We start from the raw sequence: 21,592 nt of genomic DNA, 5'->3' as shown, positions 1-21,592 counted from the left end.
CGCAGTTCAAAGGCTTCCTTCCGATACTTCGTACCGGTCGTTTACCTCCAGCCACCGGGCCTGCGGATGAAACTCCCGCAGGTACGTTTTCAGGTAATCCCGCGTGCCGTCCGTGATCGGCGCGTCGGTCGGTGGATAGAGGTTGTAGACCACTTTGGCGACTTCGATATTCCGGTTGCGGCACGCTTCGAGACTCAGCAGCGTATGGTTGATGCTGCCGAGTCGCGGCGAGGTGACCAGTATGACCGGCAGCCGACGCTCGGCGACGTAATCGATCGTATTGTACAGCCCTTCCAACGGAACGAATAGCCCGCCGGCTCCTTCGAGCAGGACGACGTCGTATTTTTCAAGCAGTTTTTCGGTGCATTTCCCGATCAGCGACAGATCGATCCTGCGGGAATCGATCGCAGCCGCCAGGTGCGGCGAGGCCGGGTAGGTGAAGACGATCGGACAGGTCGTGCCGTCGAGGTCTTCCGGCAACAGCCCGGTTCCCATGATCCGGCGGTGGGTTTCGATGTCTTCCGACAGTCCGGGGCAGCCGGTCTGGATGAATTTTTGGGTGACGACGCGCCGGCCCCGTCCGGCCCAATCGCGCGCGAGAACTCCGGTAACGATGCTTTTGCCGGCATCGGTGTCGATGCCGGTGACGAAATATACTTTTTTCATAAAAGGGGAAACGTAAAATTCAGATCAAATGTAGTACCTTTGCAGATAACAAGCAAATAAAATGGGATGGAAATGATCGGTCGTCTGAAAGAGAGAATCGAACAGGGGTATCGTCTGGGATACGACGAAGCGCTGGAATTGCTGAGAACGACTCCGGAAACGGAACTGTGCGCGTTGGCTCATGCGTTGCGCACGCGCTATCAGGGGAAAACGATCGACATGTGTTCGATAATGAACGCCCGCAGCGGCCGTTGCAGCGAGGACTGCAAGTGGTGCGCTCAGTCGAAATTTCATAAAACGGAAGTCGAGGTCTATCCGCTGGTAGGAGCCAGGGAAGCGGTCGAAGAGGCGGCCGGCAATGCACGCAAGGGCGTGAAGCGCTTTTCGCTGGTAACCAGCGGTCGGACGCTTTCCGATGCCGATACCGACCGGATCTGCGCGATCTATCGCCGGATCGGCTCCGAGGTGTCCGTTTCGCTTTGCGCGTCGCTCGGGTTGCTGAACCTGGAACAAATGCGCCGGCTCAAAGAGAGCGGCGTGCGGCGTTACCACTGCAACCTCGAAACGGCCCCGTCCTATTTTCCGAAACTTTGCTCGACGCATACGGTGGCCGAGAAGCTGCGGACGATCGGGTGGGCGCGGGAAGCCGGCCTGGAGATATGCAGCGGCGGGATCATCGGCATGGGCGAGAGCGAGGAGCAACGCGTCGAATTTGCCATCGCGCTGCGGCAGACCGGGGCGGTTTCGATTCCCGTCAACGTGTTGAATCCGATTCCCGGAACGCGGCTTGCCGGGGCGCCGCCGCTGACCGATTCGGAAATCGTTCGGGCGGTGGCCGTCATGCGGATCCTCAATCCCGAAGCGGCTATCCGGCTGGCCGGCGGCCGTACGCGGATCAAGCATCTCGAAGAGCGGTTGTTGCAGTGCGGCGTGAGCGCGCTGATCGTCGGAGATATGCTGACTACGACCGGATCGGATATCGAAACCGATAAACGGATGTTTATCCGGTGCGGATTCGAGGTGTAACGTCCGTTATGCGCCTGAATTGCGAATTTCGCGGGAAATGCTTAATTTTGCGCACCGATCGTCCGAACCGATGAAAAGCTGGAAAATAGGGTTGATATTGCTGGGTTGTTTGTGGACGGGAATGCTTCCCGCCCAAAATTCCGTATTGGAATTTCCGCAGCAGGTGTGGAATTTCGGAACGATCCGGGAGGCGGACGGAGCGGTGTCGCACGAGTTCGAATTCGAGAACAAAGGGAAATCGCCGGTCGTGATCGAAAAAGTGACGGTGACGTGCGGTTGTACGACGCCGCAGTACAGTCGGGAACCGGTACGTCCCGGAGGCCGCGGAACGATCCGGATCGCCTACAACCCGGAGGGACGTCCGGGCGCTTTCCGCAAAGACATCACGATTCAAAGCAGCGGAGGGGGGCGTAATGTCATCAGCATTACCGGCGAGGTGACCCCGCGTCCGCAGGAGGTCGGCGAGTTGTACCCCGTTCGGGCCGGCGCGCTGCGGCTGGCGACCCGTACGGTGAATCTGGGATATGTGCCGCGCGGTTCGATCAAAGCGAAAACCATCGAATACTATAACGATACGGAGCGTCCGCTCAACATGACGGTCGTCTATCCGAAAACGAAACCCTACCTGGACGTAGCTTTGTCCGCCACCCGGATCGAACCGAAGCAGAAAGGCGTTCTGACGGTCACTTACGACTTGCGCGACTGCGACGTGTGGGGAGTTCTTTCCGGCGCTTTTTCGCTGATGGTGAACGACGAGCTCGCCGATACCGAATTTTCGGCTACCGGAATCGCTACGGACGATTTCTCGTCGTTGACGGCCGCCGAATTGGAGCGGGCTCCGAAAGCGGCTTTTTCGTCCCAGTACTACCATTTCGGCAATCAAAAGGCGGCCGGGGAACTGCGCCGCGACTTTACGCTGACCAACGACGGAAAAGAGCCGCTGGTTTTCCGCGATATGAAATTGGGACAGCGCATGTCCACGACGCTCGATCCCGAACGGGAGATCGCCCCGGGCGAGAGCGTCACGTTCAGCGTTATGCTGAATACGAAAGGCGCCCCCGCCGGGAAGCTGATGGATCATATCGTATTGATCGTCAACGATCCGTCGCGGCCGATGCGCGAAATCCGGCTGGCGGCGAACATTGCGGAATAAATTTTTTAAATCGGAAGATAAAGACCTAAACCAAACAAACGGAAATGTATAAAATCATTAAAAAGGAGCTGCTCGCGCCCAATATTTACCGGATGGACATTGCGGCTCCGCGTGTCGCCTGTTCGGCAAAGCCGGGGCAGTTCATCATCCTGCGACTGGACGAAAAGGGGGAACGTATCCCGCTGACCATCGCCGATTACGATGCGGCGGAGGGGTGGGTAACCATCGTAACGCAGACGGTGGGTTATTCGACGACGAAGTTGTGCGCTATGAATCCGGGCGACGAACTGGCCGATTTCGCGGGCCCGCTGGGCCGGCCGTCGGATTTCGTGCACGAAGATATCGAAACGCTGCGTTCGCGGAAGATACTGTTCATCGCCGGCGGCGTCGGGACGGCCCCCGTCTATCCGCAGGTCAAATGGCTCTCGCAGCATGGGATCAAAGCCGATGTGATTATCGGCGCCAAGAATAAGGATACGCTGATTTTCGTCGACATGATGAAGCAGGTTGCCGGAAACGTATATATCGCTACCGACGACGGTAGCGCCGGTTTTCACGGCATGGTGACCGACCTGATGCGCGACCTGATCGATAAGCAGGGGAAACGCTATGACGAAGTGATCGCCATCGGTCCGATGATTATGATGAAGTTCGTGGCCAAGACGACGAAGCAGTACGGTCTGAAGACGATCGTCAGCCTGAATACGCTGATGGTCGACGGTACGGGCATGTGCGGGGCCTGCCGGGTAACGGTCGGCGGCAAGACGCGCTTCACGTGCGTGGACGGCCCGGAGTTCGACGGGCACGAGGTCGATTTCGACGAAGCGATGCGCCGTCAAGGCATGTACAAGACCATCGAAAGCCGCAAGGCGAAAATAGAGCAGGAGCGTGCCGAAGGGCATGTCTGCAAGGTGGGGCTCGACCGGTAGGTCTCCCCGGACGATCGAACGGTATTCCGGCCGCCGTGGCCGGAGCAATTGTTTTCAGAATAAAAAATGGCAAATAAAATACCCCGTGTTCCCGTTCGGGAGCAGGACCCGAAAGTGCGGGTCACCAATTTCGAGGAGGTTTGTTACGGTTACGACCTTCAGGAGGCTCAGCTCGAAGCGAGCCGTTGTCTGGATTGTAAAAAGCCGCGTTGCGTAGAGCACTGCCCCGTTTCGTTGCAAATACCGAAGTTTATCGAGCAGGTTGTCAAGGGCGATTTCGCCGAAGCTGCGCGCATCATCGGTCAGGACAGTTCGCTGCCGTCGGTGTGCGGGCGCGTATGCCCGCAGGAAAGTCAGTGCGAAGGCTCCTGCATCCTCGGTATCAAGGGCGAGCCGGTCGCGATCGGCAAACTGGAACGTTTCGTCGGCGACTGGAGCATTGCCAACGGCGGCGAAGCGGTTGCGACGGCTGCGCCCAACGGTAAAAAAGTGGCCGTCGTCGGCAGCGGCCCGGCCGGTCTGGCCTGCGCTTCCGACCTGGCTAAAATGGGATACGGCGTCAAGATTTTCGAAGCGCTGCATAAGGCCGGCGGCGTGCTTCAATACGGAATTCCCGAATTCCGCCTGCCGAAAGAAAAGGTCGTGGCCAAAGAGATTGAGAACGTATTGAAGCTGGGCGTCGAGATCGAAACCGACGTGATCGTAGGACGTACCGTGACGGTCGATTCGCTGCTCGACGAAGAAGGCTATTCGGCCGTGTTCATCGGGTCGGGCGCGGGACTGCCGCGTTTTATGGGTATTCCCGGCGAGAACCTGAACGGGGTGGTTTCGGCGAACGAATTTTTGACCCGGGCGAATCTGATGAAGGCTTACGACGATCGTTACGATACGCCGATCTATGTCGGCCAACGGGTCGTGGTGGTCGGAGGCGGTAACGTCGCGATGGACGCCGTTCGGACGGCGGCTCGTCTCGGCGCCGATGCGCATATCGTCTACCGCCGCAGTGAAACGGAGCTTCCGGCGCGCGTCGAAGAGGTGCATCACGCCAAACAGGAAGGGATCGCTTTTCAGATGCTGACCAATCCGGTCGAGGTACTCGGCGACGACAAAGGCTGGGTGCGGGGAATCCGCTGCGTGCGGATGGAACTCGGCGAACCCGATCAGTCGGGGCGCCGTTCTCCGATCGAAATCGAGGGCTCGGAGTTCGATATCGAGTGCGACGTGGTGATTATGGCGCTCGGGACCTCGCCGAACCCGCTAATCGCATCGACCACGCACGGTTTGGAGACCAACCGGCGCGGCTGTATCGTGGCCGACGACGAGCGGGGACAGACGTCCCGCGAAGGTATTTTTGCCGGCGGGGACACTGTGACCGGTGCGGCGACGGTGATTCTCGCCATGGGCGCGGGTCGTCGGGCCGCCAAAGCGATCGACCGGTACCTTCAAGGCAAGGTCTGATCCGGTGCTCTGGGAATCGAATGGGATATTCGGACGCAAATATGCGTCCGAATGTCTTTTTGAAGTATCGGGTAGGAAGAATCGTTGCGGCGTTTGCAGGTTATAGCGAAAAAATATAACTTTGTGTGAGGACTTGAAAACTGAATCATGGGACAATTGTTTACCGATTTGCAGGCGGTCCGGCTGGATGTAGAGGCGAATGCCGTTATCATTCTGGATCAGACGAGCCTGCCCGGTGAGAAAGTTTACCTGTCGCTATCGACGAAGGAAGCGGTATGGGACGCTATTCACCGGTTGAAGGTTCGCGGTGCGCCGGCGATCGGCATTACGGCGGCTTACGGGATTTACGTGTGTTGCAAATCGCTGCGTGCGAGGAAGTTCGATGACTTTTACAAGGGGTTCGTCGAAATCCGCGATTATTTCGAATCGTCCCGTCCGACGGCGGTGAACCTGTCGGCAGCGTTGGAGCGGATGGAACGGTGCGTACTACGCAACCGGGAACTGCCCGTTTCCAGGATTAAACGGCAAATGCTGCGCGAAGCTCTGGCGATTCGGGACGAAGATGCCGCCTCGTGTCACCGGATCGGCGTGTACGCTCTATCGCTGTTGCGTCCCGGAATGGGGATACTGACGCACTGCAATGCCGGTCATTTGGCGGTTTCGGAATACGGAACGGCTTTGGCTCCGGTCTATTTGGGGCAGCAGCAGGGTTATAATTTCAAAGTGTATGCCGACGAAACGCGTCCGTTGCTACAAGGCGCGCGCCTGACCGCTTACGAGTTGCGTTACGCCGGAGTCGATATCACGCTGATATGCGATAACATGGCTTCCGTAGTGATGCGGAAAGGCTGGGTACAGGCGGTTATCGTCGGTTGCGACCGGATCGCGATGAACGGGGATACGGCTAATAAGGTCGGTACGTCGGGACTGGCGATCATGGCGCGGCATTACGGGATTCCGTTCTACGTGCTGGGGCCTACGTCGACGATCGACCGGCGCTGTCCGGACGGGAATGCGATCGTCATCGAGGAGCGCGGATCGGAAGAGGTGACCGACATGTGGTATGCCCGGCGTATGGCTCCGGACGATGTCAAAGTCTACAATCCGGCTTTCGACGTGACCCCGGCCAACCTGATCACGGCGATCGTTACGGAACGCGGAATCGCCCGTGCCCCGTACAACGAAACGTTCGAACGGTGGTTCGGGGAGGAGGAAAAGGACTCCGCCGAGACCGGTTCGAAAACGGAGGAATAAGGTTATTTCAGAAAACAAGAAGATGGTTGAACGAGCCCTTTAAAACTTCATGCTATGGAAATATTGGACGATCATGGAAATCCGGTGCAGAACGTTCCGGTGCAACAACAACCCGCAGAACAAACGCCCGTCGTCTCGGTGGGCGAATGGATGTTGGTCATGCTGATACTCGCGATTCCGCTGGTTAATATCGTGATGCTGTTCGTCTGGGCTTTCGGCGGCGGGGTTAACAAGACGAAAGCCAATTACTGTAAGGCGTCTTTGATCTGGATCGCGATTGCGATCGCGATGTGGATCATTTTCTTCTCGTCGATCATGGGGATGATGGCCGGTCTGAAAGCGCTGGGCAGGTAAATTATTCCGGTATTGAAAAGCGGGGCGGAAAATTTTGGTTCTCCGCCCCGCTTCTTGTTTTGCCGGTTTCTTGTTCCGATTCCGACGTTATGTTATGCCGGTTCGCCGTTCGCAGCCGGTTTCATGGATACGAGGACTTTGTCGATTCGGGCCGCATCCATATCCACGATCTCGAAGTTGAAATTGCGCCACGAAAGCTTTTCGCCGGTTTGCGGGATATGTTCCAGCTCTTCGAGGATCAGCCCGCTGAGCGTGTTGTAATTGAATTCGTTGTACAGTTCCTCCTGGTCGAAGAACGCGAGGAAGTCGTAGAACGGGATCTGTCCGTCGATCAGATAACTGCCGTCGTCGCGGGCGACGATGTCCTGTTCTTCGCCCGCTTCGGGCATCGAGCCTACCAGCGCCTTGATGATGTCTTTGAACGTTACGATCCCTTCGATACTGCCGAATTCGTCGGTGACGATGCCGTAGCGTCCGCCGGTCGTCCGCATCAGTTCGAGCGCATTGTAAACGCTCAGGTTCTCCGGAATGTATTGGGCCGGGCGAATCACTTTCGACAGCGAGAATCCCTCTTCGTCCAACCGTCCGAACAGGTCTTTGAGGTACACTACGCCGGCGATCGAGTCGAGATTCCGGTCGGCCACCGGATAGGTGTTGAACAGGTTGTTTTTGACGATTTGTTCGATCTCGTCGTTCGTGGCGTCGATGTTCAGCCACACCAGTTCGCTGCGGTGCGTCATGATCGACCCTACGTTGCGGTCGCCGAGGTTGAATACGCGTTCCACGATGTCCTGTTCGACTTCCTGGATCTCGCCGCCGACGGTTCCTTCCTGGATGATCGCTTTGATCTCGTCTTCGGTGACTTTGCTTTCTCCCAGCGTATTGATTCCGAGCAGGCGCAGCATGCCGGAAGTGCTCTTTGACAGCAGCCATACGAATGGCAGCGCGATTTTCGACAGTACGTTCATCGGCCGCGCCACCAGTTTGGCGACCTTTTCGGCAGCCTGCATCCCGATTCGTTTCGGGACGAGCTCCCCGACGATCAGCGTCAGGTAAGTGACGATCGCAACGATCAGCGTCTGGGCGATGGCTACCGCGTGCGTCCGCAGCGGCTCGATCGTTGCGATTACTTTGCCGAAATTCTGCGCCAGCACCTCGCCGGAATAGAGACCCGTCAAGATGCCGATCAGCGTGATGCCGATCTGGATCGTAGACAAGAATGTATCGGGGCTGTTGGCTAATTTGAGGGCGGTACGCGCCGCCCGGCTGCCTTTTTTGGAGTCCGCTTCGAGGCGGGATTTCCGGGCTGACACCATCGCGATTTCCGACATCGACAATAAGCCGTTCAAAAGGATCAGCCCGATAATTATGACAATTTCCATTCAGATATGAGAATAGTTACCGCGCTAAGATAAGCAAGTTTCGCAGAAAAACAAAGGGGCCGCGGTTTCGAAACCGCGGCCCCTTCGTTTGAAATCCGGTAACAGATTATTTCGAAAAACCTTTGCCGATGCCGATAAAGTCGGACGCTACCAAAGCGGCGCCTCCGATCAGGCCGCCGTCGACGTCTTCCTTGGCGAAAAGTTCGGCAGCGTTGCTCGGTTTGCAGCTTCCGCCGTACAGGATCACGGTATTGGCTGCGGCGTCGCCGAATTTTTCGGCCAACACCTTGCGGATGAACGCATGGATTTCCTGAGCCTGTTCCGCGGTAGCTGTTTTACCGGTTCCGATCGCCCATACGGGTTCGTAAGCGATGATCAGTTTCGAGAACTGTTCCGGGGTCAGGTTGAAAACCACTTCTTCGATCTGCGCGCGCACCACGTCGAAATATTTGCCGTTTTCGCGTTCTTCGAGTTTTTCGCCGACGCAATAGATCGGGATCAGGTTGTTTTCGTAGGCCTGAACCATTTTCTTGTTCAGCGTAGCGCTGGTTTCGCCGTAATATTCGCGGCGTTCGCTGTGGCCGAGAATCACGTATTCCACGCCCAGCGAAGCGATCATCTTAGCCGAAACTTCGCCGGTGTAGGCGCCTTTGGCTTCGGCGGCGCAGTTCTGCGCTCCGACGGCGATGCCGGTTCCTTTGGCGTTCTTTACGATCTCGGACAGGTGCGTAAACGGCGGAATTACGATGAAGTTCACGCACGAGCAAACGTCGCCTTTCAGTGCGGCTACGCCTTTCAACAATTCTACGCCTTCCGCAGGGGTGGTGTTCATTTTCCAGTTACCTGCTACTACTTTCTTTCTCATAATTTTTCGGTATTTAATCCTTGATGTCTTTTCGTTGATCGGTACTGCCGTTACTCCACCCACGTTTTTACTTCGTCGGCAGTCGGGTTTTTCAGTCCCAGCTTGTTTTTCTTGTTATAGCCGCACAGGTCGTTGAACAGCTTGCCTGCCGACAGTTTTTTCAGTGCGTCGACGGTCAAAAAGCCCATTTTCTGCAATACCGGAACCCATTCGGCCGGAACGCCGGCCGCCGCGTATTTCTCTTCCGGATCTTTCTGCGCCGCTTTTTCGGGCCGCATTTGCGGGAAGAACAGCACGTCCTGAATCGTCGTCTGTCCGGTCATGAACATCGTCAGTCGGTCGATTCCTATTCCCATTCCCGAGCAGGTCGGCATACCGTATTCGAGCGCTCGGACGAAATCCATATCGATAAACATCGCCTCGTCGTCGCCTTTTTCGCTGAGCCGCAACTGTTCCTGGAAGCGTTCCAGTTGGTCGATCGGGTCGTTCAGCTCGGAATAAGCGTTGCACAGTTCTTTGCCGTTGACGAACAACTCGAACCGCTCGGTCAGGTCGGGGTTGTTGCGGTGGCGTTTACACAGCGGCGACATATCGATCGGGTAGTCCGTTACGAAAGTAGGCTGGATTAGATCTTCTTCGCAGTACTGTCCGAAGATCGCGTCGATCAGCTTGCCTTTGCCCATCGTCTCGTCGGTTTCCACGTTCAGCTTTTTGCAGGCTTCGCGCAGCTCGCCTTCGCTCTTGCCGGTGATGTCGAAGCCGGTTTTCTCGCGGATCGCATCGGTCATCGTAACGCGGCGGAACGGCCGGGCGAAACTGATCTCACGACCGTCGATCATAACTTCGGTCTTGCCGTGCAACGCTTTTGCCACGCGTTCGAGCATCTCTTCGACGAATCCCATCATCCAGATGTAATCTTTGTACGCGACGTATATCTCCATTACGGTGAACTCCGGATTGTGCGTACGGTCCATACCTTCGTTGCGGAAGTCCTTGCCGAATTCGTATACGCCGTCGAATCCGCCGACGATCAGTTTCTTCAGGTACAGCTCGTTGGCGATCCGTAGGTAAAGCGGGATGTCCAGCGCATTGTGGTGCGTGACGAACGGACGGGCCGAAGCTCCCCCCGGAATCGACTGTAGGATCGGCGTTTCGACCTCCACGTATCCTTGCTCGTTAAAAAACGCGCGCATCGTGTTGACGATCTTGCTGCGTTTGAGGAATACTTCGCGTACCTGCGGATTGACGATCAGGTCGACATAACGTTGGCGGTAACGCAGTTCCGGATCGCTGAAGGCGTCGTATACCTGCCCGTCCTTTTCTTTGACGACCGGCAGCGGGCGCAGCGATTTGCTCAGTACCGTGAGTTCTTTGCAATGCACCGACAGTTCTCCGGTCTTCGTAATGAAGGCGAATCCCCGGATGCCGACGATGTCGCCGATATCGAGCAGTTTTTTGAAAACCTTGTTGTACAGCGTGGATTCGGGATCGCCGTTGCAGATGTCGTCGCGTTTGACGTACACCTGAATCCGGCCGGTGTGGTCCTGCAGTTCGAAAAACGAGGCGCTTCCCATGATCCGCCGCGACATGATCCGTCCGGCAATCGAAACCTCCTGGAAATTTCCTTTGTCGGGATCGTACTCCGCAGCGATCCGCGCGGCGGTCGCCGTCACTTCGTATTTGGCCGCCGGGTAAGGCTCTATGCCCAGTTTACGCAGTTCGGCCAGCGAGTTGCGCCGGATCTGTTCCTGTTCGCTAAGTTCAGAGATGCTCATAGGGTGTGGATTGATTGCAAAAGTCCGTAATAATAGGCTGCAAATGTACGAAATTTCCGGTTGTTTTTAAAAAAGTTTAGCAAATTCTTGTTTTTCCCGTTCCGGCGGTTTCCGGATGCTAATCTCTCTTTTTCAGTTTTCCCGTTTTGTCGAATTTGTAACTGAGGTTCAACATCAGATAGCGTCCGGAGCGTTGCGTCCAGTTGTAACTGATGTAGTCGGCCAACATGCTGGTCGAGAAGTTGGCGGTGCGGTTCAGCAAGTCGTAGGCGGTGATGTTGATGTCGCCCTGTCGTTTTTTGAACAGCTTGCAGCCGAACGTTAGGTTCAGGATGTGCGTGTTCACGTCGCCGTCGGCGTACGAGAAGTTGTGATAGAGCGAGTAGTTGTAGTTGGCCGTGACGTATATCTTTTTGACGATGTTGACGGTCAGGTTCGTCGCTACGGTCTGGTTGATTGTGTTGTTGTCCGATTTCCGGGAGTTCGACGTGCGGTTGTACGCCGTATTGGTGTACAGCGAAAACTGGTAGACGAGGGATTTGTTGCCGATCAAGCTGAGGCTGAGGTTCGGAGAGAGGCTGTTCGTGTAGTTCAGCTCGTCGCCGATATAGGTGGGGCGCCGGCTGTAAGCGCATCCGGCGTTGGCGCTGAACGTGATGTCGAGCGCTTTGACCGGTAGCGAGTAGCCGGCGCCGAGCCGCATCGATCCGGCGCCGTTCACGTTGACCGGCGTGGTCAGCGTAGCGCCTTTCGGAGCGATGTAGCCGTTGTATTCGGGCAGCGGCGTGTCTTCGGTGAAGAATACCTGTTTGGTGGCGATCTCGCGGGCGGTGACGCTACCGTTGAAGTTGAGACTGAACGTGCGCGATTTTTCGGTTTTGGCGGCGGTATATCCGATGTATACCGAGTGCATGTTGCTTTGTTTCAGATCCGGATTGCCGCCCGACAGACTGAGCGGATTCTGGTAGTTCAGTTCGTTGCGGAGCTGTTCGACCCCGGGCTGTTGCGCGTTGGACGAGTAGTTGACGTAGATGCGCCGCGTCGGGCTGATCGTATAGTTCAGCGACGCCGAAGGCTGGAAGCTGCGGAACGTGATTCGGTCGCGCCGTTCGTCCGGGAACGCTTCGTCCTTGTTGAGCCGGGAAGACCGGTATCCGGCATTGACGGCGAAGTAGAGCTTCTCGGTGAAATGGCTGATGTTGAAGGTGTAGTTCTGGGTCGTATAGTTGCGCGAGTAGTCGTAGGTCAGCGAGGTGTCGACCTGCCCGGTGAAACGGTCGACGGCAAGCCGTTTCGACCGGCTGTTTTCATAGGAAATGTGATAATTGACCCCGACCGAGTATTTTTCCTTGAAACGGTAGAAGTAGCCGATGCCGCCCGAAACGGAACGGTTGTGGCCTTCGGCCGTGTTTTCCAAGTAGGTGCGGTCGCTGGTTGAAGAGAGCGAATCGACCTGCCAGCCGTCGTCGTTGTTTTTGCTCAGCGTGCCGTCCGCGGACAGGTTGAATCCGTGCTTCCCTTCTTTGAACGCATGCGACCAGGCCAGGTTTTCGGAGATGTTGTAACTGTCGCCGTCGCTGCGTTGCGAGGTGGCGACCCGGTTCAGCGTTTCGCCGTCGAGCATGTTCAGCGCGCCGCGGTAACTCCGGGAGACGCTGCGCGAGAAACGGGCGTTCGGGGCGAAAAACAGAAAGTCGTTTTTCGTATTGTAGCGCATGTGCAGCGAGACGTGGTGGTTCTGCGATCCGTTTTCGGTTCTGGACGTATCGTCGTAAGTGCGCGACTGGTAATCCTCGGTCGGAAAATAAACCTGCCGGGAGATCGACTGCGAGCGGTTGAAATCGTTGTTGTAGCTGTAGTTGCCGTCGATGAAAAATTCTTTCCCCCAGCGCTTCGAAAAGTCGGCCGAGGCGTAGGTGTTTTTATTGTAGCCCGACCCCTGGCTGCTGTTGTTGGTTCCTGCGCGTACGCCCATGCTTCGTTTTTCCGAGAAATAGCGGTATGTCCCGCCGGCCCGGTAACGCTCTCCGTGCCGACCGTCGGCCCCTTCGTCCAGGTCGGTTCCGTAGCCGCCCTCGACGCGGACGTTGATGCTCTTTTCGGGTTTGCTGCGGGTTATGAGGTTCATGACCGTGCGTTTTTTCCCGTTCGCGTTGTTCTTGATTTTTTCCTCTTCGACCAGCTCTTCGTATACCTGGATATCGATCACGTCGCGGGCTTCGAGGTATTGCAGCGCCGATTCGGAATTTTCCCCGAACAGCGGCCTGCCGTCGACGTAGGTGCGTTCGACGACTTTCCCCATCACGGTGATCTTTCCGTCTTTGACTTCCATGCCGGGCATCCGCAGCACCAATTGCATACTCTCGTCGCCGGGCAGCACTCGTATCGCTTCGGCGTGGTAAATCAGCGTGTCGCCGCGCTGCCCCATCAGCGGGCGTTCGCCCTGTACGACGGCCGCTTCGAGCTGGTAATCGGCTGTTCCGAGCGCCACCGTATCCATCCGCGTGCCTTTCGGCTCGATCCGTACCCGGCTCGAAAAATCCCGGTAGCCGATGTATGAGATTCGGGTGCGGACGAGCGTATCGCGTATTCGTCCGATAGAGAAAGCTCCTTGCCTGTCGGTGATTACGGTGACCGTGTCGAAAAGCGAAGCGACGGTTACGGTCGCTCCGATCAGCGGGACACGCTGTGCCGAATCGACCACTACGCCGTGCAGTGATCCCGTTTTGGTTTGGGCGAGCGCGGTACCTGCCGATAGGGATAACAAAAAGGCGAAGGTAAAGCGTATGTAGGGTTTCAAAGGTGTTAGGTTTGGTTGCCAAGATATAGTTTATCCGGCGGTTTTCCAAAGAAAACGCATATGATTATTCGGGGTGGATTAACTGAATATTTCGTCTCTCCAGATGATGATTGTCGTTATGAGGACGATGAACGTTCCCCTTATGATTCGTAAGACGATTTTGTTTTTGACGATTGCGGGACATGCGAGCCAGGCAACCAGGACGATACCCATAACGAGTACGTCCCATCGTTTCAGCAGAATCATGGGGCTATATCCTGTTAGGAGCGCCGAGAACAAAAGAAGGGGATTGTTTCCCGATATTTTAGTCGTTAATCGTTTTCCGGGCATGGTCTTCGAATTGAGGATTAGCTGAAAATTCCGTTTCGGTAAATTCTGGTTACGACATATAAAACGAGTATTCCCCGTATGATCCGCGAGACAAATTTATTTTTGATATATGCAAGAACAATCGACACGGTCAAGACGAAAACGGCGAAAGCGAGCGTATCCCAATATTTTGACAGAATCGTCTGAATCGTCAGGTATATCCATATCGCAAAGAATGCAATGGATAAAAGGAAGTCTTTTTTTTCATCCCGGGTTAACATCCTATAATTATGCGATTTGTCGTAAATTGTCCTCGGTACGAAGATTTGTTAAAGTTAAAAAATAATCCGTCGAAAATGAAATAATCGGACTTTTTTATTGTGCTTTTTCCGGCGGGGAATAACAAAACGAGCTCCGGTTTCGGGCCGGAGCTCGTTTTGTACGATTGTATCGTTTTAAAATTCCGACGTGAAGTGGAACCGGATGTCCGGAAATTTCTCTTGGGCCAGCGACAGCGCGTACGAAGTGTCTGCAAGGAAGACTTCGCGGCCGTGCTTGTCGAGCGCCATGCTGTTGAACTTCCGTTTGCGGAAATCCTCCATTTGCGCCTCGTTATCCGACTCGACCCAGCAGGCTTTGTACACCTGCACCGGTTCGTAGCGGCACAGCGCGCCGTATTCGTGTTCGAGCCGGTACTGAATCACTTCGAACTGCAACGCCCCGACCGTGCCGATGATCTTGCGGCCGTTCATCTTGCTGGTGAACAGTTGGGCCACGCCTTCGTCCATCAGTTGGTCGATCCCTTTGGCCAGTTGCTTGAATTTCATCGGGTCGCCGTTTTCGATGTAACGGAACAACTCCGGCGAGAAGCTCGGGATGCCGACGAACTGCAACTGTTCGCCTTCGGTAAACGTGTCGCCTATTTTGAAGTTGCCGGTGTCGTGCAGGCCGACGATATCGCCCGGGAAGGCTTCGTCGATCACCGATTTCTTTTCGGCCATAAATGCGGTCGGCGCGGCGAACTTGATGTTTTTGCCGGAGCGTACATGCAGGTACGGTTTATTGCGTTCGAAAACTCCCGAACAAATCTTCAGGAAGGCGATCCTGTCGCGGTGGTTCGGGTCCATGTTCGCATGGATTTTAAAGACGAATCCGGTCAGTTTGGGTTCGTACGGGTCGATGTCGCGTTGCGCCGTATGCGATTTCCCCGGCGACGGGGCGATGTCGATAAAACAGTCGAGCAACTCGCGGACGCCGAAATTGTTCAGCGCGCTGCCGAAGAAAACCGGCGCGACCGTTCCGGCCCGGTAACTGTCCAGTTCGAACGGCGGATAGACCCCTTCGACCAGTTCCAGGTCGTCGCGCAGATGCTGCGTGAACGGTTCGATGTACCTGTCGATAGCCGGATCGTTCAGTTTGACGTCGAGCGTTTCCCCTTCGGCCGACTGCTTGTCGGCGCCGAAGAATAGCGACAGCCGGTCGCCGTACAGGTCGTACACGCCTTTGAACGTCGGCCCGGTGCTAATCGGCCATGCTAGCGGACGCACCTTGATTTTCAGCTCTTTTTCGATCTCGTCGAGCAGGTCGAACGGATCTTTGCACGGCCGGTCGAGTTTGTTGATGAAAACCATTACGGGCGTATTGCGCATCCGGCACACTTCCATCAGCTTGCGGGTCTGCGTTTCGACGCCTTTGGCTCCGTCGATCACGATGATCACACTGTCGACGGCCGTCAGCGTGCGGTAGGTGTCTTCGGCGAAATCTTCGTGCCCCGGCGTATCCAGAATGTTGATTTTTACATCCTTATATTCGAAGCCCATGACCGATGTGGCGACCGAGATTCCTCGCTGTCGTTCGATCTCCATGAAGTCCGACGTGGCTCCCTTTTTGATTTTGTTCGATTTGACGGCCCCGGCCACGTGGATGGCCCCGCCGAAGAGCAGCAGTTTTTCGGTTAGCGTCGTTTTCCCTGCGTCCGGGTGGCTGATGATGGCGAATGTCCGCCTGCGTCGTATTTCCTGTTCTAATTCCATCGTTTCGTTCGTTACGGTGTTACGGTTGTTTTTCCGGAGCCGGCCCGGCGGCGACCCAGCGGAGTGCGCCGAGCACCTGCGCCCGGTATTGCGGGTCGTCGTAATTTTGGCTGTCGTGTCCCAGGGCGGTGTACCAACTGCGCCCGCCGTCGAACTGATTGCACCATACGGCCGGGATACTCGGCGTCAGCGCTTCCGGTTCGCGGCCGGCCCAGTCCACGCCGGCGGTTTCCCAGATGGCCAGGATCCGCGCTTCGGGGTTCAGCCGTTTGAATACGTACAGTTCGTCTTCGGTTTGTAGCGTATCGGGCAACTGTGCGGTCGAAGGATGGGATTGGTCGACCACTTTCAGCGTCAGTCGTTGCAGCGGCGGATGAAAGTCGAATCGTCCGCCGATCATCTGCGTGAACCATTCCCAGCCGCGTCCGGTACAGGCTGCCGCATGCAGGCCGACGAAACCGCCGCCGCGCCGGACGAACCGCTCGAAAGCGCCGCGCTGCGCCGTGTCCAGCAACGGTTCGACATAGCTCGCGTTCGCGTAGACGATCGCGTCGTATTTCGACAGCGAGTCGTCGCAGAAAACGGCTGTGTTCGACGTAGTATCGGCTGCAAAGCCGTTTTCGGCGGCCATCTCCTGCAGCATCCGCGCCGACGCCGCGATATTTTCATGTACATAGCCGTCGCCATGCCCGGTGAATACGAGCACGCTTTTGCCGCGCAGGTCGGCCGTCCGGTCGTCCTGCCGTTCGTTCGCGCACGAGCCGAGCAGCGCCAGCGCGCACAGTAGAAAGGCGGTTATTCTGAACATTATTCCATGTTTACGGGTTTGGCCGGATAGTCGATCGAGTAGTGCAGCCCGACGCTTTCGTGCATCGCCTCGGCTTGCTTGATGATCAGATAGCCCACGGCGATCATGTTGCGCAGTTCGCACAGGTGCTGACTGAGGGTCGATTTCAGGTACAACTCCTCGGTCTCTTTGAAAATGATTTCGAGGCGGCGTTTGGCCCGTTCGAGCCGCAGGTTCGAGCGCACGATGCCGACATAATTACTCATGATCAGCTGCATCTCCTTGTAATTCTGCGTAATCAGTGCCATCTCTTCCGGGATGGCCGTGCCTTCGTAGTCCCAGGCCGGAATATTGCGCTGCAACTCGATCGTATTCAGCAGCGAGATGGCGTGCTGCGCCGCTACGTCGGCATAGACGGCGGCTTCCATCAGCGAATTCGACGCCAGGCGGTTGCCGCCGTGCAGACCGGTCGAAGAGGTTTCGCCGAGCGCGTACAGGTGCCGGATCGACGACTCCCCGTTCAGGTTGACCTTCACGCCGCCGCAGCAGTAATGCGCCGCCGGCACGACCGGGATCATATCCTTGGTCAGGTCGATGCCGACCGACAGGCATTTCTGATAAATGTTCGGGAAGTGGTTGATGACCTCTTTCGGGTCTTTGTGCGTGATGTCGAGGTAAACGAATTCGTCGCCCGATATTTTCATTTCGTGGTCGATGCTGCGCGCCACAACGTCGCGCGGCGCGAGCGACCCCATCGGGTGGTATTTGTGCATGAACTCCTTGCCGTTTTGCAGCCTGAGCAGCGCGCCGAACCCGCGCATCGCCTCGCTGATCAGAAACGACGGCCGTTCGCCGGGGTTGTACAGCGAGGTCGGGTGGAACTGCAGGAACTGCATGTTTTCGACCGCTCCCTTCGCGCGGTGTACCATCGCGATGCCGTCGCCGGTCGCTACGGCCGGGTTGGTCGTCGTATGGTAAATATTGCCGACCCCGCCGGTGGCCATGACCGTTATTTTGGCCAGCACCGTATAGATTTCATGCTTTTTCAGATTCAGCACGTAAGCGCCGAAGCAGGTGATGTCCGGCGTGCTTTTTTTGACCAACTTGCCCAGGTGGTGCTGCGTCAGGATGTCGACCGCGAAATGATGCTCGTAGATTTCGATGTTGTGGTGGCGCTTGACGCGGCGCATCAGCGCGCGTTCGATCTCGTGGCCGGTGATGTCTTTGTGGTGCAGGATGCGGTGCTCGCTGTGCCCTCCTTCGCGGGCCAGTTCGTAGCGTCCCGAGCCGTCCTTGTCGAATTTCGCGCCCCAGTGGATCAGTTGTTTGATGACCGTCGGCGCATGCGTCACGACCTGTTCGACCGCCGCCCGGTCGCAAATGCCCGCGCCGCACACCAGCGTGTCGTGGATGTGTTTCTCGAACGTATCGGGATCGTACATTACCGATGCGATGCCGCCCTGCGCGTAATCCGTGTTGCATTCGCCGAGCTCGCCTTTGGTAACGATCATTACCTTTCCGTATTCGGCGGCTTTCAGCGCGAAGCTGAGTCCGGCGATACCGCTGCCGACGACCAGAAAATCCGTTTCTATATTCATTGCAAAATCAGCTTTTGAAGTTCTTGTTCACTGCCTCGGAAGACGTTCCGGTCGACCTTGCGCCGTATGCCGGAAATCGTATGCGAATCGGTATGCTGCCAGATTTGCCAGTCCAGCTCGGGGCACCCGCGGTAATCGGCGATCCAAAGCGGGTAGTTTTTTGCCTTGAAGTCTCCGTGCAGGTATGTTTCGTAAAAATTCGTCGAGCAGTATATGATCGGATTGGTTCCGTAATAGCGTTTGATTTCGTTGCAAAAGGCTTTCGCCTCTCGGACCATTTTTTTCGGATCGGTCATGAAACGGTGCGGTTCGATGTCGAGCACCGGAAGGAAGTTCCCCTTTTGTAGTTTGGCCGTTTTAATAAAATTCCGCGCCTGCTCCTTGCCGGAGGTGCGGTGTCCGAAAAAATGATAGGCTCCCCACGGGATACCTGCCTTTTCGAGTTCTTTGCGGTGCTGTTCGTAGGTCGGATCGACGATCAGCGTTCCTTCGGTGGCCTTGATCAGTACGAAATAAGGTTTTTCGCTTTCGATGACTTTTTCCCAGTTGACATTTTGCTGGTGCCGCGAGACATCCAGTCCCCAGATTTCGAAATCGCTCGCGGTCTTTTCGCGGCAGGCCGGCGCGAGAAACAGCATACCCAGCAGGAAAATGTAATATCGAACGTTCGGCATAAAAGAATTTTCGGCGTTAAGCGCCTTGTTAAATATTGGCCGGATAGGGGCTCTGCGTATTCCGACGTTTGTTTCGACCTTGTCCGGGTGCGCAAAGTTACAAAACGGTTTTGTTTTTTTTTCATCGCGTATACCATTTTTCCATAAAATAGTTTTAGCTTTGCAAAGATTGAGAGCTCGGTAACCCAAATTTTGAGAGAGCAAATGAAGAGACGGATTTTATGCCTTGTCCTGTCTGTCGTAGCGGTATCCCGCGGATTTGCGGCGGAAACCGGAAAAGTTTCCGCATTGCCCCCCGACAGTTTATCCTACAATATGAATGAAGTGGTGGTGACGGCTACGCGCACGCCGCTGATGTTGAAAGACACCCCGATTATCACCCGGGTGATTACGGCCAAAGACATCCAGCGGCGCGGCGTGGCGACTTTGCAGCAGGCGCTCGAAGGGGAGCTTGCCGGCGTCGAGTTCCACCAGGCCGGTTACGGTTCGTCGCTGTCGTTCCAGGGGTTGGATGCGCGCTATGTGCTGTTCCTTGTCGATGGGGAGCGTATCGCCGGCGAAACTTACGGCAACATCGACTATGCGCGGATTCCGATGGACAACATCGCCCGGATCGAGATCGTCCGCGGCGCTTCTTCGGTGCTGTACGGTTCGAACGCGATGGGCGCCGTCGTAAACCTGATTACCCGGATGCCGGTACAAAAATACGAAATCAACGCCTCGCTGCGTTACGGCACGCCGTTCCAGCGAAACGGAGGCGACAGCCTGGCCGGCAGCGCTACGCCGCGCGACAGCCGATTTTACCGCGACAAGCTCGATCTGCCGAACCTGAAGGGCGATTTCTCGATCGGTTTCAACCTTGGGAAGTTCAAGTCGCTGACCGCTTTTTCGTACCGGTCGACCGATGCCTACCGGTTGGTGGGAACCAAAAACGAAGTGCGCCATTACGATTCGCTAAACATGATGACGCCGAAGATGATTCCGGTGCTCGGGCCGGAAGGCAACGTCGTCGGTATGCGTCCGCAGATGGATCCGGCGACCGGCATGCCGGTATTCGTCGTCGGACGGACGGTGCGCGATACGACAGTCAGCGTTGCGCCCGATAAGCGGGGACTGAGCGTCAGCGGGTGGCGCGACATCAATGTCAGCCAGCGTTTCGATTACGAACTGTCCGATAAGTTCAGGTTTCAGGTGACCGGAAGTTATTTCAGCAAGAACCGCTACGATTTCAACGGCAGCATCCTCGACGAGAACCCGATGTCGAACAATTCGAAACCGTGGACCTACGAGTCGTACAGCGGCTACAACGTGAAGGCTCAGATGGAGCACTCGCCGAACAGGAACAATAAGATTTACCTGTCGTTCATGCACGACGGCTATTACCGCAACCTGGACAGCCTTTCGTCGGCGACGGTTCCCAAGCAACGGCATTCGTACAACATCCCGCGTCTGCTGTGGACGCTTCAGGCCGGCGAGAACAACCGGCTGACGACCGGCGTCGAAATGGTCAATGAACGGCTGCGTTTCGACTTGAATCGCGATTCGCTCGGTTTCGACGCGCCGGAAAGCATGACTTCCGGATCGCTGTACGTCCAGGACGAAATTCTCAACGGGCATGCGCTCAGCTTCGTAGCCGGCGTGCGGGGCAACTACAACAACCGTTTCGGATGGAGCGTCACGCCGAAACTGTCGGCCAAATATACGGTCGGTCACTGTTCGCTCAGGGCGAATTACGCCAGCGGCTACCGGACTCCGTCGCTGAAGGAGATGTATATGGAATTTACGGTGCCGATCCCGGGGCAAACCACCGTGATCCGCGGAAACGACCGCCTGCGCCCCGAAACGAACCACTACGTCTCGCTGGCCGCCGAATACAACCGCGAGGGCGTCAATTTTTCGGCTACCGCTTATAAAAGCTTTTTCCGCAATAAGATCGACGTGCGCGGACATGCCGAAGGAGTGGAGACGATCTTACAGTACGAGAATATCAACCGCAGCCAGTTCGCCGGCGTGGAAGTGATGGCTAACGTGCGGTTGGCGCGCGGGTTGTTCGTCCGGGCCAATTATAATTATATCTACCAGACGGACGACGCTCCGGAGAGCTCCACCCAGTATATCTTCCCGAGTCCGCATACCGCGACGTTCCAGGCCGATTACGGTTTTATGATCCGCAAATGCTACATCGGACTGAATGCCGCCGTGCGTTACGTGGGAGCCAAGGATTACGAAGACTTTATGCCGGTGCTGGACATGACCGGCTCTTCGATGGCGAGTATGAAATATTGGACGGGAACCTATACGGCGCATCACGACGGATATGCGGTCTGCGACGCCGTCGTCAATGCTACGTTCCCGCAGCGGGTTACGCTGTCGGTCGGCGTGAACAATATGTTCAACCGCCAGCCGTCGATCGTCAATTTCAATTCCGATATCACGTCGCCCCGGAACATGTTCGTGCGGATCAGTTACGCGTTCGGACACGATTGATCGTGCCGCGCCCCTGCGGAGTGTCCGGCGAAAACCGCGCGA

The 21,592-nt window shown here is 56.2% G+C and carries 16 protein-coding genes; 7 read left to right on the top strand and 9 right to left on the bottom strand.

The window, feature by feature from the left end:
- Positions 1 to 6: 6 nt before the first annotated feature.
- Positions 7 to 666, bottom strand: coding sequence for a dethiobiotin synthase (gene bioD, locus PGR91_RS04075; RefSeq protein ID WP_101570982.1), 660 nt, complete (start codon positions 664 to 666; stop codon positions 7 to 9).
- Positions 667 to 732: 66 nt separating this feature from the next.
- On the opposite strand from bioD, the gene bioB reads away from it, so the two are divergent.
- The 6 genes from bioB (at position 733) to PGR91_RS04045 (ending at position 6,840) form a co-directional block, all read left to right on the top strand.
- Positions 733 to 1,692 carry a biotin synthase BioB gene (gene bioB, locus PGR91_RS04070; RefSeq protein ID WP_101570981.1) on the top strand — a complete coding sequence of 320 codons (960 nt, stop codon included), beginning with the start codon at positions 733 to 735 and terminating at the stop codon, positions 1,690 to 1,692.
- 70 nt (positions 1,693 to 1,762) lie between these two features.
- Positions 1,763 to 2,845: a DUF1573 domain-containing protein gene (locus tag PGR91_RS04065; protein ID WP_182424124.1), complete on the top strand. Its 1,083-nt coding sequence runs from the start codon at positions 1,763 to 1,765 to the stop codon at positions 2,843 to 2,845.
- 44 nt (positions 2,846 to 2,889) lie between these two features.
- The gene (locus PGR91_RS04060) at positions 2,890 to 3,774 is read left to right on the top strand and encodes a sulfide/dihydroorotate dehydrogenase-like FAD/NAD-binding protein (RefSeq protein WP_118458055.1); all 885 of its coding nucleotides are present in this window, start codon (positions 2,890 to 2,892) and stop codon (positions 3,772 to 3,774) included.
- Between the two features lie 66 nt (positions 3,775 to 3,840).
- Complete coding sequence (gene gltA, locus PGR91_RS04055; RefSeq protein WP_055205538.1) at positions 3,841 to 5,232, top strand: NADPH-dependent glutamate synthase; 1,392 nt, start codon at positions 3,841 to 3,843, stop codon at positions 5,230 to 5,232.
- 147 nt (positions 5,233 to 5,379) lie between these two features.
- The gene (mtnA, locus tag PGR91_RS04050; RefSeq protein ID WP_055205539.1) at positions 5,380 to 6,486 is read left to right on the top strand and encodes an S-methyl-5-thioribose-1-phosphate isomerase; all 1,107 of its coding nucleotides are present in this window, start codon (positions 5,380 to 5,382) and stop codon (positions 6,484 to 6,486) included.
- A gap of 54 nt (positions 6,487 to 6,540) precedes the next feature.
- On the top strand, positions 6,541 to 6,840 hold the full coding sequence (locus PGR91_RS04045; protein WP_101570975.1) for a hypothetical protein: 300 nt from the start codon (positions 6,541 to 6,543) through the stop codon (positions 6,838 to 6,840).
- A gap of 92 nt (positions 6,841 to 6,932) precedes the next feature.
- Here PGR91_RS04045 and PGR91_RS04040 read toward each other — a convergent pair whose 3' ends face one another.
- The 8 genes from PGR91_RS04040 to PGR91_RS04005 all read right to left on the bottom strand — a co-directional run bounded on the left by PGR91_RS04040 (position 6,933) and on the right by PGR91_RS04005 (position 19,063).
- On the bottom strand, positions 6,933 to 8,222 hold the full coding sequence (locus PGR91_RS04040; protein ID WP_101570973.1) for a hemolysin family protein: 1,290 nt from the start codon (positions 8,220 to 8,222) through the stop codon (positions 6,933 to 6,935).
- A gap of 106 nt (positions 8,223 to 8,328) precedes the next feature.
- The gene (gene tpiA, locus PGR91_RS04035; protein WP_055205541.1) at positions 8,329 to 9,087 is read right to left on the bottom strand and encodes a triose-phosphate isomerase; all 759 of its coding nucleotides are present in this window, start codon (positions 9,085 to 9,087) and stop codon (positions 8,329 to 8,331) included.
- Between the two features lie 50 nt (positions 9,088 to 9,137).
- Positions 9,138 to 10,862 (bottom strand): lysine--tRNA ligase, encoded by a 1,725-nt coding sequence (lysS, locus tag PGR91_RS04030; RefSeq protein ID WP_055205542.1) that lies wholly within the window; start codon positions 10,860 to 10,862, stop codon positions 9,138 to 9,140.
- A 118-nt stretch (positions 10,863 to 10,980) separates the two neighbouring features.
- The gene (locus PGR91_RS04025) at positions 10,981 to 13,662 is read right to left on the bottom strand and encodes an outer membrane beta-barrel protein (protein ID WP_118656950.1); all 2,682 of its coding nucleotides are present in this window, start codon (positions 13,660 to 13,662) and stop codon (positions 10,981 to 10,983) included.
- Positions 13,663 to 14,426: 764 nt separating this feature from the next.
- The gene (locus PGR91_RS04020) at positions 14,427 to 16,004 is read right to left on the bottom strand and encodes a peptide chain release factor 3 (RefSeq protein WP_118656954.1); all 1,578 of its coding nucleotides are present in this window, start codon (positions 16,002 to 16,004) and stop codon (positions 14,427 to 14,429) included.
- A gap of 19 nt (positions 16,005 to 16,023) precedes the next feature.
- Positions 16,024 to 16,812, bottom strand: a complete 789-nt coding sequence (locus PGR91_RS04015; RefSeq protein WP_118656956.1) for a ThuA domain-containing protein — start codon at positions 16,810 to 16,812, stop codon at positions 16,024 to 16,026.
- On the bottom strand, positions 16,812 to 18,389 hold the full coding sequence (gene nadB / locus PGR91_RS04010; RefSeq protein WP_153497989.1) for an L-aspartate oxidase: 1,578 nt from the start codon (positions 18,387 to 18,389) through the stop codon (positions 16,812 to 16,814). The genes PGR91_RS04015 and nadB overlap by 1 nt, the downstream gene beginning before the upstream one ends.
- Positions 18,386 to 19,063 (bottom strand): glycoside hydrolase family 25 protein, encoded by a 678-nt coding sequence (locus PGR91_RS04005; RefSeq protein WP_101570963.1) that lies wholly within the window; start codon positions 19,061 to 19,063, stop codon positions 18,386 to 18,388. The genes nadB and PGR91_RS04005 overlap by 4 nt, the downstream gene beginning before the upstream one ends.
- A gap of 315 nt (positions 19,064 to 19,378) precedes the next feature.
- Here PGR91_RS04005 and PGR91_RS04000 point away from each other — a divergent pair, with 315 nt between their 5' ends.
- A complete protein-coding gene (locus PGR91_RS04000) occupies positions 19,379 to 21,550 on the top strand; it encodes a TonB-dependent receptor plug domain-containing protein (protein WP_259336738.1) in 2,172 nt (723 codons plus the stop codon).
- Positions 21,551 to 21,592: the final 42 nt, after the last annotated feature.

Source organism: Candidatus Alistipes pullistercoris (genome assembly GCF_027665465.1).
In the GTDB taxonomy this organism is placed as follows: Bacteria; Bacteroidota; Bacteroidia; order Bacteroidales; family Rikenellaceae; genus Alistipes_A; species Alistipes_A hominis.
The sequence above is the reverse complement of the archived record's forward strand: the minus strand, read 5'-3'. Positions and strand labels throughout refer to the sequence as shown.

Coding starts and splice junctions, on each gene's coding strand:
- bioD (WP_101570982.1), bottom strand. CDS start 666: ATGAAAAAAGTATATTTCGTCACCGGCATCGACACCGATGCCGGCAAA.
- bioB (WP_101570981.1), top strand. CDS start 733: ATGGAAATGATCGGTCGTCTGAAAGAGAGAATCGAACAGGGGTATCGT.
- PGR91_RS04065 (WP_182424124.1), top strand. CDS start 1,763: ATGAAAAGCTGGAAAATAGGGTTGATATTGCTGGGTTGTTTGTGGACG.
- PGR91_RS04060 (WP_118458055.1), top strand. CDS start 2,890: ATGTATAAAATCATTAAAAAGGAGCTGCTCGCGCCCAATATTTACCGG.
- gltA (WP_055205538.1), top strand. CDS start 3,841: ATGGCAAATAAAATACCCCGTGTTCCCGTTCGGGAGCAGGACCCGAAA.
- mtnA (WP_055205539.1), top strand. CDS start 5,380: ATGGGACAATTGTTTACCGATTTGCAGGCGGTCCGGCTGGATGTAGAG.
- PGR91_RS04045 (WP_101570975.1), top strand. CDS start 6,541: ATGGAAATATTGGACGATCATGGAAATCCGGTGCAGAACGTTCCGGTG.
- PGR91_RS04040 (WP_101570973.1), bottom strand. CDS start 8,222: ATGGAAATTGTCATAATTATCGGGCTGATCCTTTTGAACGGCTTATTG.
- tpiA (WP_055205541.1), bottom strand. CDS start 9,087: ATGAGAAAGAAAGTAGTAGCAGGTAACTGGAAAATGAACACCACCCCT.
- lysS (WP_055205542.1), bottom strand. CDS start 10,862: ATGAGCATCTCTGAACTTAGCGAACAGGAACAGATCCGGCGCAACTCG.
- PGR91_RS04020 (WP_118656954.1), bottom strand. CDS start 16,004: ATGGAATTAGAACAGGAAATACGACGCAGGCGGACATTCGCCATCATC.
- PGR91_RS04015 (WP_118656956.1), bottom strand. CDS start 16,812: ATGTTCAGAATAACCGCCTTTCTACTGTGCGCGCTGGCGCTGCTCGGC.
- nadB (WP_153497989.1), bottom strand. CDS start 18,389: ATGAATATAGAAACGGATTTTCTGGTCGTCGGCAGCGGTATCGCCGGA.
- PGR91_RS04005 (WP_101570963.1), bottom strand. CDS start 19,063: ATGCCGAACGTTCGATATTACATTTTCCTGCTGGGTATGCTGTTTCTC.
- PGR91_RS04000 (WP_259336738.1), top strand. CDS start 19,379: ATGAATGAAGTGGTGGTGACGGCTACGCGCACGCCGCTGATGTTGAAA.